Source organism: Nakamurella sp., assembly GCF_048594475.1.
Taxonomy (GTDB): domain Bacteria; phylum Actinomycetota; class Actinomycetes; order Mycobacteriales; family Nakamurellaceae; genus Nakamurella.
In genome coordinates this window covers 18125-33605 of the sequence record NZ_JBMDXT010000345.1, presented here as the reverse complement: position 1 = coordinate 33605, position 15481 = coordinate 18125, and the positions used below count along the sequence as shown (strand labels likewise).

The window sequence follows — 15481 nt, the reverse complement described above, 5'->3', positions numbered from 1 at the left end:
GTCGCCGATCCGGCCCGGCCGGCCCGGATCGGCGAGCCCATCGCCCGGTTCCCGAGCGGGGTCTTTGGGGTCGTGTTCACCCCCGACGGCCGGACCCTGCTGGCGGGCGGCGAGGGCGGCACCCTCGCGCGCTGGTCCGTGGGCGACCCGGCGCGGCCGGTCGAGCTGCCCGGCCTGCCGACCATGGACCTGGTGAACACGATGGCGCTGTCCCCCGACGGCACGCTGCTGGCGGTCGGTGGGCGGGACACCGCCGTGCAGCTGTGGTCGCTGGCCGGCCCCGGCGACCCGAGCCCGGTGGCGACGGTGCCCGGTCCCCGCGCCACGTCCTCGGCCTTCAGCCCGGACGGCCGCACCCTGGTCGTGGGCCGGCGGGACGGGGCCGTCACGGTCTGGAACGTCGCCGATCCGGCGGCCCCGGTCGCCGTCGAGACCACCCTGACGCCGTTCAGCAGCATCGCCAACGTCGTGGCGTTCAGCGCGGACGGGTCGACCCTGGCCGCCGGCGGGGCCGACGGCATGGTCCGGGTCTGGCGGACGGCCGGCTGGACCCAGGACAGCCAGCTGGGCCACCCCGCCCCGATCACCGGGCTCGCGCTCTCGGCCGACGGGTCCCGTCTGGCCTCGTCGGCGGCCGACGGGACGACCCGGCTCTGGCCGGTCTCCGGAACCGCGATCGGCATGTTCCCCGACAGCGTGTTCAGCGTGGCCTGGCGGCCGGACGGGCGGGACCTGGCGGTGGCCGCGGGCCCGGCGGCCTCCGGCGTCTCCCTGTGGGACGTGGTCGGCGGCGGCGGTCCGACGGAAGCGGCGACCGCCACCCCGCCCGACCCGGCCCAGCGCTACGGGGGTGGTGTCGCGATCGCCCCGAACGGTGCGGTCATGGCGGCCACCCTGACCGACGGCCGGGTGCAGCTGTGGGACATCGCCGACCCCGCCCGCCCCCGTCCGCTCGGGGCGCCCCTGACGGGTCCGGCCGGCATCGTCCAGCAGGTCGTGTTCAGTGGCGACGGCACCCGGTTGGCCATCGCCGCGGACGATGCCTCGGTCTGGCTCTGGAACGTCGCCGACCCGGCGAATCCGGCGCCCGAGGCCACGATGTCCGAGCTGGGCGGCCCGGTGTACTCGGTGACGTTCGGCGCCGGGGATCGGGTGCTGGCCGCCGCCACCACCGCCGGTGAGGTCCACGTCTGGACCCTGGACGATCCCACCCGGCCGGCCGTCGCGAGCACGATCAAGGCCGGTCAGAGCTACTCGTTCGCCGTCACCATCTCGCCGGACGGGCGGCAGTTGGCCGTCGCCGGGGCGGACCGGGAGGTCAGGCGGTGGGACATCGTCGACCCGGCGAACCCGGTGGAGATCGGGACGGCGATCAGCGGCCCGGGCAACGACGTGTACTGGCTGGACTACAGCCCGGACGGCCGGCTGCTCGCCGCGGCCAGCACCGATCGGAACGTCTGGCTGTGGGACGTCGGGGACCCGGCCCGGCCCGTCCCCTACGCGACGCTCGGGCCGGCCGCCGCGGCGCAGTTCGTCGCGGAGTTCGACCCGTCCGGGGCCACCATCGCCGCCGGCGGGTCGGACCGCTGGGTCCACCAGTGGCTCACCGACCCGGCAGCCGCCCGGGACCGGATCTGCGCGACGGTCGGGACTCCGCTGACCGAGCAGGAGTGGCAGGTCTACCTGCCGGGCCGGCCGTACGACCCGCCCTGCCGGTAGCGCCCCGGCCCCGGCGGTCGTGTCAACCCGGAGAAACCCGGGTTGTCCGATTCGTCCGGACCGGTTGAGATGAGAACGAGGGTGCACGAGGGGGCGGCGCGCGGGGCCGGGCAACCGGCCCCGGGTGTCCACGAGCGGCGGCGGTGAGGGGCGGCGGCGAGGGGCGGCGGCGAGGGGCCGAGCCGGCGTGGTGTGACCACGATCGCACCGATTCCGGCCGCTGGAAGGAATCTCGGACGCCGCTCAGGCGTCTTTGTCAGTGGCCGGCCCTGGATGCGAAGGTGGTTTCACCGGCAGACGGTGCGCGTCACGCGTGCGGCAGTCGAGCTTGGGCGATGCGGGAGGTTCGATTCCTCCCGACGGCACCACCGGGCCCCTCCTGCGGGAGTGGGCCCGTTCTCATGTCGGCCCGGGGCGATCGGGTCTGGTCGGTCACCCTCGGGTCACGACGGTGACTGACCGTCATCAGCACCCCGCGAGGCTGAACTGGTCGACCCGGCCGGGGGATCGCGGCCGGGATGTCTGGGCAGGACCGTCCGGCTGAGCGACAGTGGCGTGACTTGCACGCTCAGCGGGCGGCACCGCGTCGCGTGCCGCGCCTTTTCCCGGGGGGCCGGTGATCGCGATCGACACCCAGTTCACGGACCTCCGGGCGGGCGAGCCCGAGCACCGGGCCCTGACACTGTGGCGGCGGCCGTCGGTCTACCTGGCCGGGCTGGCCACCCTGGCGCTGCTGACCGCCTGCCTGACGGCCAACCTGGCCACCGGCTCGGACTCGAGCCTGTCGTCCACCATCTACAACCTCGCCCAGCTGGCCGCGGCCTGGATGGCCACCGTCGCCGCCGCGATCGTCGTGCCCCGGCACCGGCCGCCATACCGGCGGATCTGGATCCTGGTGGCGGTCGGCTGCGGCTCCTGGGCCGTCGGCCAGACCTACTGGTGCTACGTCGAGCTGGTCCTCGGCCGGCCGATGTCGGACGTGTCGCCGGCCGACCTGTTCTTCCTGGTCTTCGCCGCCTTCATGGTGCTCGCGGTCGCCCCGACCCAGGGGCAGCAGACCGATCGGCTGCGCACCGTGCTCGACGGCTGCATCATCGGCATGTCGCTGTTCGTGATCAGCTGGACGGCGTCCATCAGCCAGATCGCCAGCGCCGCCGGCGGCACCGAGCTGCTGACCCTCGTGGTCAACCTGGCCTACCCGTGCCTGGACATCGTGGTGCTGACCATGGTGATCCTCAACGTCTCCCGGCGCACCGGGCGGCGGTCGAGCCTGACCGCGCTCGCCCTGGCCATGGGGCTGATCACCGTCTCGGACGGCTTCTACGTCTACCTGCAGGCCTCCGAATCCTTCTCCTCCGGCTCGGCGATCGCGCTGGGCTGGATCGCCGGCTTCGGTCTGATCGGCTGTGCCGCCCTGGCCAGCCCGGATCCGGCCGAGGGGATGGCCCCACGCACCGCCGGCCAGGCGCAGCCGCTCGAACTGCGGCCGGTCAGCGTCCTGCCCTACATCCCGCTCGTCATCGCGATCGTGGTCGTCGGGCTCAACCGGCTCAGCGGGACGTTCGACCGGGTGAGCGGCACGATGCTGACGCTGGTGTTCCTCGGGGTGCTGGCCCGCCAGTACCTGACCATCCGGGACAACGCCGAGCTGACCCGCGACCTGCGCAAACGGGAGAGCGAACTGGCCCGGCAGGCGTTCCAGGACATCCTGACCGGGCTGCCCAACCGCGCCCTGTTCATCGACCGGGCGACCCACGCGCTCGAGCAGCACCGGCGCAGCCTGCGGCCCCTGGCGCTGATGTTCGTCGACCTCGACGACTTCAAGGCGGTCAACGACACCCTGGGCCACCCGGTCGGCGACCAGCTGGTGATCCGGGTCGCCGAACGGTTGCGCGGGGCGATCCGGTCCAGCGACACCGTCGCCCGGTTCGGCGGCGACGAGTTCGCCGTACTGGCCGAGGGCGAGGACACCGACGGCGTCGACCTGGGCGCCCGGCTCGGCGAGTCGCTGCGGGCCCCGTTCACCCTGGGCAAGGAGCAGCTGTCGATCGGTGCCAGCATCGGGATCGCCGAGGTCACGGCCGATCAGACGACGCCGAGCCTGGACGAGCTGTTCTCCCGGGCCGACATCGCCATGTACTCGGCCAAGCGGGCGGGCAAGGGCCAGCTGGCGCTGTACGAACCGTCGATGGTGCTGCCCGAGGCGGCCGACCTGCGCTACCGGCCGCTGCTGATCGAGGCGATCCGCACCGGCGCGATCGACTGCGTCTACCAGCCGATCCTGGACCTGACCTCCGGGCGGGTGCAGTGCATGGAGGCCCTGGCCCGCTGGCAGGTCGACGGCCAGCCGGTGCGGCAGGACTACTTCATCAAGCTGGCCGGCCGGCTCAAGCTGCTGCCGGCGCTGACCGACCTGATGGTCGACCGGGCGTGCGCCCAGCTCGCCGAGTGGTCGGCCCGGCTCGGCCGGACCGACCTGCGGGTGGGGGTCAACGTCCCACCCGGTCTGATGACCGACCGCGACTTCCCCCACCGCATCGCGGCCACCCTGCTGCGGCATCACCTGGCGGCCGACCGGCTGGTCCTGGAGATCACCGAGGACGCCCTACTCGGGGAACTCGCGGTCGCGCGGGCGGTCGCCGACCAGCTGCGCCGGACCGGGGTGCAGCTGTGGCTGGACGACTTCGGCACCGGCTATTCCTCCCTGCTGAGCCTGCGCCAGATCACCCTGCAGGCGGTGAAGATCGACATCGCGTTCGTGGCGAACATCCACACCGATCCGTCGGCGGCCCAGTTCCTCCGGGCCCTGCTGGTGCTCGGCCGCGACCTGGACCTCGCCGTCACCGCCGAGGGCGTCGAGCTGCCGGAGCAGGCGGCCGTGCTCCGCGAACTCGGCTGCCCGTTCGTGCAGGGGTTCCTGTATGCCCGGCCCGCGCCGGCCGACGAGTTCGACACCCTGCTCACCACCGGGTTCATCGGCGACCCGGCCGCCCGGCCGTCCGGCGCACCGGTAGCCGGGCCGGTGGGCGGGCCGGACACCCGGCCGGGCAGCGGGCCGGGCAGCGGGCCGGGCAGCGGGCCGGCCGCCGGGCCGGTCGGTCCACCGCCGGCTCCGGACGACGACGGACCGGCCGGTCGGGCCGGGATCGTCGAGCTGACCGAATCCGATCTCGGCGCGCCGCTCGAGCACCGCGCCGCCACCGCCTCGGGGCGCTGACCCCGCGTCGGTGAACAGAACGGGCCGGATCAGGCCGGCCGCCGGCCCCACATCTGCGCCACCGCGACCGCGTGCCGCCACCGGGCCAGCTCGGCCGCCCGCCGGTTCGCCGGCATCGACGGCCGCCACTCGCCGGCCTTGCGCCAGAAGCCGCGCAGCACCTGCCGGTCGGACCAGTAGCCGGTCGCCAGGCCGGCCGCGTAGGCCGCGCCCAGGGCCACCGTCTCGGCCATCATCGGCCGCACCACGGGGATGTCCAGCACGTCGGCGATCGTCTGCATCAGCAGGTTGTCACTGGTCATGCCGCCGTCCACGGCCAGGGACCGGGCCGCGACCCCGGCGTCGGCGTTCATCGCGTCGACCACGTCGTGGGTCTGCCAGGCGGTCGCCTCCAGCACCGCCCGGGCGATGTGTCCCTTGCGGACGTACGACGTCATGCCGACCAGCACGCCCTGGGCGTCGTTGTCCCAGTACGGCGCGAACAGCCCGGAGAAGGCGGGGACCAGGTAACACCCCCCGTTGTCCGGGACCGACCGGGCCAGCGTCTCGATCTCCGCCGGCGACCGGATGAGCCCCAGATTGTCCCGGCACCACTGCACCAACCCCCCGGCCTGCGCGACCGACCCCTCCAGCGCGTAGACCGCGGGCTCCCCCTCGACCTTGTGGGCGACCGTGGTGATCAGCCCGTGGGTCGACCGGACCGCCTCCCGGCCGGTGTTGAGCAGCAGGAAGCTGCCGGTGCCGAAGGTGCACTTGGCCTCGCCGGCGTCGAAGGCGGTCTGCCCGAACAGGGACGCCTGCTGATCGCCGATCAGGGCGCCGATCGGGATGCCCGGCACCGGGTCCACCGTCGTGGCGACGGTGCCGATGCTGGGCCGGATCGCCGGCAGCACGGCCCGGGGGATCTCCATGGCCGCCAGCAGCCCGTCGTCCCAGTCCAGGGTGTCCAGATCCATCAGCATCGTGCGGCTGGCGTTGGTGACGTCGGTGACGTGCGCGCCCGGAGAGCGGCCGGCGCTGCCGGGGCCCCCGGACAGGTTCCAGGTGATCCAACTGTCCATCGTGCCGAACAGCAGGTCGCCGGCGGCCGCGGCATCGGCCACCGCGGGATCGCGGTCGAGCATCCAGCGCAGCTTGGCCGCCGAGAAGTAGTTCGCCATCGGCAGCCCGGTCCGGTCTCCGATGGCGGCCGCGCCGATCCGGTCGGCGAACCGCGCCAGCACGTCGGTGGTGCGGGTGTCCTGCCACACGATCGCCCGGCCCACCGGAACGCCGGTGCGCCGGTTCCACAGCACCGAGGTCTCGCGCTGGTTGGTCACGCCCAGCGCGACCACCTGGGCCGGACCCACCCCGGCGTCCTCGATCGCCTGCGGCAGGATGCGGCGGACGATGGACCAGATCTCGGCGGCGTCGTGCTCCACCCAGCCCGGGTGCGGGTAGTACTGCTGGTGCTCACGTTGGGCGATCGAGACCATGCGGCCCTGCCGGTCGAACAACATGCACCGGGTCGACGTGGTGCCCTGGTCCAGCGCCGCCACCAGCCGCGGCGGGCTCGTCACCGGCACCCCCGGCGTTCCGCGGTTCGCTGATCAAACCCGCGGGCGCTGTCCGGTTTGCCCGATCTCGGCGCGGCTTTGATCAGCCCAGGGTGCAGCGGCGTCGGGCTTGGCTGATCAAACCCGCGGGCGCTGTCCGGTTTGCCCGATCCCGGCGCGGCTTTGATCAGCGAACCGGAGCGGGCCCGGCGGGCGGACACAACCCTCATCGCGCGGCCCGCCCGTGCCCGAGCTCGCGCGAGATGGCCCGGCCCGCGCGCACGACGTGGTTGACCAGCGCGGTGCGGGGCCGCAGCCGGTCGTCGCAGACCCGCTCGGTGGCCCCCTCGATGCCGACGACCGCGACTACGTAGCCACCCCGGTCCCGGATCGGCGCGGCGATACCGGCGACCGTCGGGTCGACCTCGCCGACGGACCCGGCCCAGCCCACGTCGCGGATGCCGGCCAGCTCCTTCTGCAGCGTGACCCGGTCGGTGATGGTGCGGCCGGTCAGCGCCGGCAGGTCGGTCCGCAGGATGCTGCGGGCGGCGCCCGGGTAGAAGGCCAGCAGCACCTTGCCCAGGGCGCTGGCGTGCAGCGGCACGATCGAGCCGGTCATCAGCACCTGGGTCCCGCCGTCGGCGCGGAAGACATGGTGGGCGACCTCGGCCCGGCCCCGGTGGAACGTGGCCACCCGGGCGGACTCGCCGGTGCGGGCGGCCAGGGTGTCCGTCCAGTTCATCGCCAGCGAGCGCAGTTCGTTGGGGTCGAGCTTCTCGCCCCGGCCGAGGTGGAACAGGTCGGCCGCCACCCGGTAGGGCCCGTTGGGCACGTCCTGCTCGACGAACCCGACGTCCTCCAGCGTGCGCAGGATGCCGTGCGCGGTGGGTTTGGCCAGACCCAGCGCCGAGGCGACCTGGGCCAGCGCCTGGGGCTCGTCCTCGTCGGCCAGCAGGCGCAGGATGGCCGCCGCGCGTTCGACGGACTGGACGTTGCCCGGCATGCCCGCACCCTACTCCCGGACGTGAGCCCACCGTTCAGCTATGTCGAACGCCACTCATTGTCCGGCCGCGCGGCCCCCGGATACGGTCGCGAGCGAAAGGGCACTGGGCCATGATGAGGCGGACGGCGAGGAGGCGGTGGGAGTGCGGATCGTCGCGGCCCGCTCGACGTGCTCGCGGTCGCGTTCCGTGCCAGCGTTGTGCGCGGTGGCCGCCGGTCCTGGATCGGCGGTCTTCCCGGCCCCGTTCGCCCTTCGAGTGAGGACTCCTTCATGACCAGCACCCAGCCCCGCCCGTCCGGTCGCAAGCGCGAACCCGACCGCAACCTTGCGGTCGAGCTCGTCCGGGCCACCGAGGCGGCCGCGATGGCCTCCGGCCGGTACCTGGGGCGAGGGGACAAGAACCAGGTCGACGCGGCCGCGGTGGACGCGATGCGACCGGTGCTGGGCACCGTGGCCATGCGCGGTGTCGTGGTGATCGGCGAGGGCGAGAAGGACGAGGCGCCCATGCTGTTCAACGGCGAGCAGGTCGGTGACGGCACCGGACCCGAGGTCGACATCGCCGTCGACCCGGTGGACGGGACCACCCTGGTGGCCAAGGCGCTGCCCGACGGCCTGTCCGTGGTGGCGCTGGCCGAGCGCGGCAAGATGTTCGACCCGGGTCCCTGCTTCTACATGCGCAAGCTCGTGGTGCCGCCGGCGGCCGCCGACGCGGTCGACCCCGAGGCTCCGGTCGGCGAGATCATCGCGGCGGTCGGCAAGGCCCTCGGCCGCAAGACCGACGACCTGACGGTGGCCGTGCTCGACAGGCCGCGGCACGAGGGGCTGGTCGCCTCGATCCGCGAGGTCGGCGCCATGATCAAGTTCCTGCCCGACGGCGACGTCGCCGGCGCGATCATGGCCGCGTCCGAGGACACCATCGATGCCGGTGTCGATCTGCTGTTCGGCATCGGCGGCACGCCGGAAGGCGTCATCGCCGCGGCGGCCCTGCGCTGCCTGGGCGGAGCCATCTTCGGCCGCCTGCACCCGCGCAACGACGAGGAGCGGGCCGCGGCGATCGAGCAGGGCTACGACCTGAGCCGCATCCTGACCACGAACGAGCTCTGCGGCGGCGAGGACATCTTCTTCGCCGCGACCGGCGTGACCGACGGGGCCCTGCTCAAGGGCGTCCGGTACGGCTCGGAGCGCATCAGCACGACCTCGCTGTCGATGCGCGCCCGGTCCGGCACCATCCGCTTCATCCAGACCTTCCACGATCCCGAACGTTCGACCCTGGTACCGACGCTCAGCTGAGAGCGCTCGGCCCGGGGCTGATTCAAAGGAGAACAGCACATATGGGCGTGCAGCCGTCTGCACTCAGTCCGGCCACCCGGGCCAAGGCTCTGCAGGACATGGCCACCGGTGAGGTGGACGTCCTGGTGATCGGCGCCGGCGTCGTCGGCGCCGGCGCCGCGCTCGACGCGGCCAGTCGCGGCCTGTCGGTCGCCCTGGTCGAGGCCCGCGACCTGGCCGCGGGCACGTCGAGCCGGTCGTCGAAGCTGGTCCACGGTGGCCTGCGGTACCTCAAGCAGTTGAACTTCTCGCTGGTGTTCGAGGCCCTGCGCGAGCGGTCGCTCATCCTGGACACCCTCTGCCCGCACCTGGCCCGCCCGGTCGAGTTCATCTACCCCCTGGAGCGCAAGGGCATCGACCGCGGCTACGTCGGTCTGGGCATCGGGGTCTACGACGTGCTCGGTGCGGGCAAGGGCGTGCCGTCGCATCACAAGCACCTGAGCAAGCGCAAGACCCTCGAGCTGTTCCCGGACGGCAAGAAGGGGCACATCCAGGGCGCCATCAAGTTCTACGAGGGCCAGCTCGACGACGCCCGCCACACCATGATGATCGCCCGGACCGCCGCCGCCTACGGCGCGATGGTGGCCACCAGCGCGCGGGTGATCGACGTGACCCGGCAGGGCGAGCGCGTGGTCGGCGCGACCGTGCGCGACCTGGAGACCGGCCGCGACATCCAGGTCCGGGCCAAGACGGTGATCAACGCCACCGGCGTCTGGACCGACGACATCCAGCAGATGATCGGCGGCAAGGGCGGCTTCCGCGTCCAGGCGTCCAAGGGCGTGCACATCGTCGTTCCCCGCGACCGGATCAAGTCCAAGACCGGGCTCATCACCGAGACCGAGAAGAGCCTGCTGTTCATCATTCCGTGCCCGTGGAGCGAGGACTTCTGGGTGATCGGGACCACCGACACGCCGTGGGACCTGGACCGGGCGCACCCGGCGGCCAGCGCGTCGGACATCGACTACATCCTCGAGCACGCGAACGCGCTGCTGGAGAAGCCGCTCACCCGCGAGGATGTCGTCGGCGTCTACGCCGGCCTGCGGCCGCTGCTGGCCGGCGAGTCGGACCAGACCAGCAAGCTCTCCCGCGAACACGCGTGCGTCTCGCCGGTGCCCGGCCTGGTCATCATCGCCGGCGGGAAGTACACGACCTACCGGGTGATGGCCAAGGATGCCGTCGACCTGGCCGTCAAGCAGCTGCCCGGCACGATCGAGAAGTCGTGCACCGAACGGGTTCCCCTGATCGGCGCGGACGGTTACCAGGCCCTGTGGAACACCCGGGCCCGGATCGCCGAGCGGACCGGCCTGGACGGGCCCCGCGTCGAGCACCTGCTCGGCCGGTACGGCAGCGCGATCAGCGACCTGCTGGCCATCATCGATGAGGACGCCACGCTCGGCCAGCCGCTCGCCGCCGCCCCCAAGTACCTGAAAGCGGAGGCGGTGTACGCGGTCTCGCATGAGGGCGCGCTGCATCTGGACGACATCCTGGCCCGGCGGACCCGGATCTCCATCGACACCTGGGACCGCGGTGACGGGGCCGCCCGCGAGGTGGCCGAGCTGGTCGCCCCGCTGCTGGGCTGGGACGCGGCCACCGTCGATCGGGAGGTCGAGCACTACCACGCGCGGGTGACCGCCGAACGGGAGTCGCAGACCCAGCTCGACGACCGCACCGCGGACGCCGCCCGGCTCGGCGCGCCGGACGTGCGCGTCGGCGCCGGATGACCCCATTGATGTCGAATCGAGAACAAATCGTCACAAACTGATCACAGCTGAAAAGTATGGGGCTCCCTGCCCTCGGCAGGGGCGTACGTTCCGTTCTGATCGCTTGGTGATCATGCTTTTTCCCGCCGCGCAGCGGTTGCGCCGGCGGCTCGATCGGCAAGGAGGCCGCATTGCATCCCACGACTGGACAGATCTTCATCTCCGAGTTCACCGGCACGGCGATGCTGTTGCTCCTGGGTTGCGGGGTGGTCGCCACCGCAATCCTCAAGGGCAGCAAGGGTGAGGGCGGGGGCTGGCTGCTGATCAACTTCGGGTGGGGCCTGGCCGTGTTCGCGGGCGTCTACGTGGCGTTCCGCAGCGGCGCCCACCTGAACCCCGCCGTGACCCTGGCGCTGGCGATCACCGGCCCGGACAACGGCGGCATCCCGTGGTCGGAGGTGCCGATCTACTTCGCCGCCGAGCTCACCGGCGCCTTCGTCGGCGCGATCGTCGCCTGGCTGGCGTTCAAGCAGCACTTCGACGCCGAGGAGGATCCGGGCAAGAAGCTCGGCGTGTTCTCCACCGGCCCGGCGATCCGCAACTACGGGTGGAACACCCTCACCGAGGTCGTCGGCACCTTCGTCCTGGTGTTCGTCATCCTCATCTCGGGCGGCACGCCGTCCGGCCTGGGGCCGCTGTTCGTCGCCCTGCTGGTCGTCGGCATCGGTGCCTCGCTCGGTGGCCCGACCGGGTACGCGATCAACCCGGCCCGTGACCTCGGGCCGCGCATCGCGCACGCGATCCTGCCCATCAAGGGCAAGGGGTCGTCCGACTGGGGCTACTCCTGGGTCCCGATCGTCGGCCCGTTCATCGGTGGCGCGCTCGGCGCGTTGCTGTTCCTGGCGCTGGGCGGCCCGGGCATCTTCCCGGGTGTGTCCTGACGCCGGTCCGCACCATGTGATCGGCGGGGCGTCCGGCTCGACCCCGGGCCGGGCGCCCCGACCGTGTGCCCTACCAAGTGGTCATCGCTTCACCGTCGAAGCAACGAGAGGGAAGTAGCAGCGCATGAGTGAGAAGTACGTCGCCGCCATCGATTCCGGCACGACCTCGGTCCGGTGCATGGTGTTCAACCGCGAGGGCCGGGTCGTCTCGGTCGACCAGCGGGAGCACGAACAGATCTTCCCGCGGGCCGGCTGGGTCGAGCACAACCCGACCGAGGTCTGGCACAACACCCGGCTGGTCGCGGCCGACGCCCTGGCCAAGGCCGATCTCAACGAGAGCGACATCGCCGCGGTCGGCATCACCAACCAGCGCGAGACGGCGCTGGTCTGGGACCGCACGACGGGCGAGCCGGTCTACAACGCCATCGTCTGGCAGGACACCCGCACCGACGCGATCTGTCAGGAGCTCGGCGCCCTCGGCGGGGGCGCCGAGCGGTACAAGGCGAAGGTCGGCCTGCCGCTGGCCACCTACTTCTCCGGGCCGAAGGTCCGCTGGATCCTGGACAACGTCGAGGGGGCCAGGGCCAAGGCCGAGGCCGGCGACCTGCTGTTCGGCAACATGGACACCTGGACCCTGTGGAACATGACCGGCGGCGTCAACGGCGGCCTGCACGTCACCGACCCGACGAACGCCTCCCGCACCATGCTGATGGACCTGGACACCCTGTCCTGGGACGCCGGGATCGCGCAGGAGATGGGCATCCCGATGTCCATGCTGCCCGAGATCCGCTCCTCGTCCGAGGTCTACGGCCAGGGCCGTGAGAAGGGCTCGTTCGCCGGGGTGCCGATCGCGGGCATCCTGGGCGACCAGCAGGCGGCCACCTTCGGCCAGGCCTGCCTGTCCCCGGGCGAGGCCAAGAACACCTACGGCACCGGCTGTTTCATGCTGATGAACACCGGGACCGAGAAGGTGCCGTCCAAGAACGGGCTGCTCACGACGGTCTGTTACAAGATCGGCGACCAGCCGACCGTGTACGCGCTGGAGGGCTCCATCGCCATCGCCGGCTCGCTGTTGCAGTGGTTGCGCGACAACCTCGGGCTGATCAGCTCCGCGCCGGAGATCGAGGAACTGGCCGCCCCCGACAACGGCGGCTGCTATTTCGTGCCCGCGTTCTCGGGGCTGTTCGCCCCGTACTGGCGCTCGGACGCCCGCGGTGCGATCGTCGGCCTGACCCGGTACGTCAACAAGACGCACATCGCCCGGGCGGTCCTGGAGGCCAACGCGTACCAGACCAAGGAGGTCCTGGACGCGATGAACGCCGACTCCGGCGTCGAGCTCAAGGCGCTCAAGGTCGACGGCGGCATGGTCGCCAACGACACCCTCATGCAGTTCCAGGCCGACATCCTGGACGTCCCGGTCATCCGGCCGGTCGTCGCCGAGACCACCGCGCTGGGGGCCGCCTACGCCGCCGGCCTGGCCGTCGGGTTCTGGAACTCCGAGGACGACATCCGCAACAACTGGGCGCAGGACAAGCGCTGGGACCCGGAGATGGACGGCGCCGAGCGCGACCGGCTGTACCGGCAGTGGAAGAAGGCGGTCACCAAGACGCTGGACTGGGTGGACGAGGACACCGCCTGATCTGCGCGCCCCGGTGCGCTGATCCACGTCCCGTCGAGCCCGGCGAATCGGGCCGGCCGGGGGACGTGGATCAGCGCGGGGGCGGTGGCCGGCCTCGTGGGCCGGATCGGACGCTCAGATGTAGATGGCGGGGTCGTCGAACTCGGCGCCGTCCTGCGCCGACCCGGGGAGGGGGCGGATCCGCACCGGGATGCCCACCGCCAGATGGTCGGCCGGAACGTCCGAGATGACCACGGCGTTCGCGCCGATCTGGGCGCGCGCGCCGATGGACACGGGGCCCAAGATCTTGGCGCCGGCCCCCACGACGACATGGTCGCCCAGGGTGGGGTGCCGCTTGCCCTTGCGCATCGTGCGCCCGCCCAGGGTGACCCCGTGGAACAGCAGCACGTCGTCACCGACCTCGGCGGTCTCGCCGATCACCACGCCCATGCCGTGGTCGATGAACAGCCGCCGGCCCAGCCGGGCGCCGGGGTGGATCTCGATGCCGGTGAGGAACCGGGACGCCTGGGACAGCAGGCGCGCCGGCAGCCGCAGGCCGGGCCGCTGCCACAGCCGGTGCGACACCCGGTGGATCCAGACCGCGTGCAGACCCGGGTAGCCCAGGGCGATCTCGACCAGGGACCGGGCCGACGGGTCGCGCAGCCGGGCCGCCCGCAACTCGTCGAGGGCGACGGCCCAGGCCCGCCGGAGTGCGGCCATCAGTCCATCAGGTCGGCGTACAGCACCGACGAGAGGTAGCGCTCGCCGAACGAGGGCACGATGACGACGATCAGCTGGCCGGCGTTCTCCGGCCGGCCCGCCAGCTGGAGCGCGGCATGGATCGCGGCGCCGGAGGAGATGCCGACCAGCAGGCCCTCCTCGGTGGCGGCCGCCCGGGCCACCTTCACCGCGGTCTCCGCGTCCACGTCGATGATCTCGTCGTAGACGGTCCGGTCCAGGATGTCCGGGACGAAGTTGGCGCCGATGCCCTGGATCTTGTGCGGGCCCGGGGCGCCGCCGTTGAGGATCGGCGACTCGGCCGGCTCGACGCCGACCATCCGGACCGATGGCTTGCGGTCCTTGAGGACCTGGCCGACGCCGGTGATCGTCCCACCGGTGCCGATGCCGGCCACCACGATGTCGACGCTGCCGTCGGTGTCGTCCCAGATCTCCACGGCGGTGGTGCGGCGGTGGATCTCGGGGTTCGCCGGGTTGGCGAACTGCCGGGCCAGGACGGCGCCGGGCCGCTCCTTGGCGATCTCCTCGGCCTTGTCGACCGCGCCCTTCATGCCCAGCGGGCCGGGGGTCAGGATCAGCTCGGCGCCGTACGCGCGCAGCAGGGCCCGGCGCTCCTTCGACATGGTCTCGGGCATCGTCAGGACGACGTCGTACCCGCGCGCCGCACCCACGAAAGCCAGTGCGATGCCGGTGTTGCCGCTGGTCGCCTCGACGATGGTGCCGCCCGGCGGCAGCTCGCCGGAGCGTTCCGCGGCGTCGATGATGGCGACGCCGATCCGGTCCTTGACCGAGCTGGCCGGGTTGTAGAACTCGAGCTTGGCCACGACGGTCGCGCCCAGGCCCTCGGTCAGTCGGTTCAATCGCACCAGGGGCGTGTTGCCGATCAGCTTCGTGACGTCGTCGTAGACCTTCACGTCCGGATCCTTCCCGTACCGTCGTTCGGCCGGTCCCGGCCGTGTCTTAACCTACGTCGCCCGGGCGAGGTCCAGCGCTCGGGCCAGTACCTGGTCCACCATCGCCGGGGTGAGCCGGCCGGTGAAGGTGTTCTGCTGGCTCACGTGGTAGCAGCCCAGCAGGGTCAGCGCCCGCCCGTCGGGGTGGGTCAGCGCCAGCTCGCAGCCGTGGCCGAACGCGGGCCGGGGCCGGGGGATCGGCCAGCCGTCCGCGCCCAGCACGCCCAGCAGCGCGGTCCAGCCGATCGCGCCCAGGGTCACGGCGACCCGGACGGTCGGGGCGAGCAGCGCCAGTTCCCGCCGCAGGTAGGACGAGCACGTGCGGATCTCCTCGGGGGTGGGCCGGTTCGCCGGCGGTGCGCAGTGCACCGGGGCGGTGATCCGCACGTCGGTCAGGGTCAGGCCGTCGTCGGCCCGGGTCGACGACGGCTGCGAGGCCAGCCCGGCCCGGTGCAGCGCCGCGTACAGCACGTCCCCGCTGCGGTCGCCGGTGAACATCCGGCCGGTGCGGTTGGCGCCGTGCGCGGCCGGTGCGAGCCCCACGATCAGCAGCCGGGCGTCGGCCGGCCCGAACCCGGGCACCGCCCGGCCCCAGTACGTCTCGTCGCGGTAGGCGGCTCGCCGGGTCCGGGCGACCTCCTCGCGCCAGGCGACGAGGCGCGGGCAGGCCCGGCAGCCGGCGATCTGCCGATCGAGCTCGGCCAGCGTGCGCGCCCCGGTCACCCGGC

The 15481-nt window shown here is 72.5% G+C and carries 11 protein-coding genes; 6 read left to right on the top strand and 5 right to left on the bottom strand.

All coding sequences use genetic code 11. The features are described 5' to 3' along the window. On the top strand, positions 1-1719 hold a 1719-nt coding region (locus tag ACOJUF_RS15800; RefSeq protein WP_420122785.1), incomplete at its 5' end, for a WD40 repeat domain-containing protein. Between the two features lie 616 nt (positions 1720-2335). Further along, positions 2336-4936 carry a putative bifunctional diguanylate cyclase/phosphodiesterase gene (locus tag ACOJUF_RS15795; RefSeq protein WP_420122784.1) on the top strand — a complete coding sequence of 867 codons (2601 nt, stop codon included), beginning with the start codon at positions 2336-2338 and terminating at the stop codon, positions 4934-4936. 29 nt (positions 4937-4965) lie between these two features. Here ACOJUF_RS15795 and glpK (ACOJUF_RS15790) read toward each other — a convergent pair whose 3' ends face one another. Together glpK (ACOJUF_RS15790) and ACOJUF_RS15785 are read right to left on the bottom strand one after the other, a co-directional pair. After that, positions 4966-6495: a glycerol kinase GlpK gene (gene glpK, locus ACOJUF_RS15790; RefSeq protein ID WP_420122783.1), complete on the bottom strand. Its 1530-nt coding sequence runs from the start codon at positions 6493-6495 to the stop codon at positions 4966-4968. Positions 6496-6697: 202 nt separating this feature from the next. Beyond that, on the bottom strand, positions 6698-7474 hold the full coding sequence (locus ACOJUF_RS15785) for an IclR family transcriptional regulator (protein ID WP_420122782.1): 777 nt from the start codon (positions 7472-7474) through the stop codon (positions 6698-6700). Positions 7475-7744: 270 nt separating this feature from the next. On the opposite strand from ACOJUF_RS15785, the gene glpX reads away from it, so the two are divergent. From glpX to glpK (ACOJUF_RS15765), 4 genes are all read left to right on the top strand, one after another. Continuing rightward, positions 7745-8764 (top strand): class II fructose-bisphosphatase, encoded by a 1020-nt coding sequence (glpX, locus tag ACOJUF_RS15780; protein ID WP_420122781.1) that lies wholly within the window; start codon positions 7745-7747, stop codon positions 8762-8764. A 41-nt stretch (positions 8765-8805) separates the two neighbouring features. Beyond that, positions 8806-10524 carry a glycerol-3-phosphate dehydrogenase/oxidase gene (locus tag ACOJUF_RS15775; protein ID WP_420122780.1) on the top strand — a complete coding sequence of 573 codons (1719 nt, stop codon included), beginning with the start codon at positions 8806-8808 and terminating at the stop codon, positions 10522-10524. Between the two features lie 170 nt (positions 10525-10694). Then, the gene (locus ACOJUF_RS15770) at positions 10695-11444 is read left to right on the top strand and encodes an MIP/aquaporin family protein (RefSeq protein WP_420122779.1); all 750 of its coding nucleotides are present in this window, start codon (positions 10695-10697) and stop codon (positions 11442-11444) included. Positions 11445-11568: 124 nt separating this feature from the next. Then, a complete protein-coding gene (gene glpK, locus ACOJUF_RS15765) occupies positions 11569-13083 on the top strand; it encodes a glycerol kinase GlpK (RefSeq protein ID WP_420122778.1) in 1515 nt (504 codons plus the stop codon). Between the two features lie 114 nt (positions 13084-13197). On the opposite strand, the gene epsC is transcribed toward glpK (ACOJUF_RS15765), so the two are convergent. Genes epsC through ACOJUF_RS15750 form a run of 3 tightly spaced genes read right to left on the bottom strand, consistent with a single transcriptional unit; the run spans position 13198 to position 15476 of the window. Further along, positions 13198-13782 carry a serine O-acetyltransferase EpsC gene (gene epsC / locus ACOJUF_RS15760; RefSeq protein ID WP_420122777.1) on the bottom strand — a complete coding sequence of 195 codons (585 nt, stop codon included), beginning with the start codon at positions 13780-13782 and terminating at the stop codon, positions 13198-13200. Continuing rightward, a complete protein-coding gene (gene cysK / locus ACOJUF_RS15755) occupies positions 13782-14714 on the bottom strand; it encodes a cysteine synthase A (RefSeq protein WP_420122776.1) in 933 nt (310 codons plus the stop codon). Before cysK ends, epsC begins: the two co-directional genes overlap by 1 nt. 51 nt (positions 14715-14765) lie before the next feature. Beyond that, positions 14766-15476, bottom strand: a complete 711-nt coding sequence (locus ACOJUF_RS15750; RefSeq protein ID WP_420122775.1) for a uracil-DNA glycosylase — start codon at positions 15474-15476, stop codon at positions 14766-14768. Positions 15477-15481: the final 5 nt, after the last annotated feature.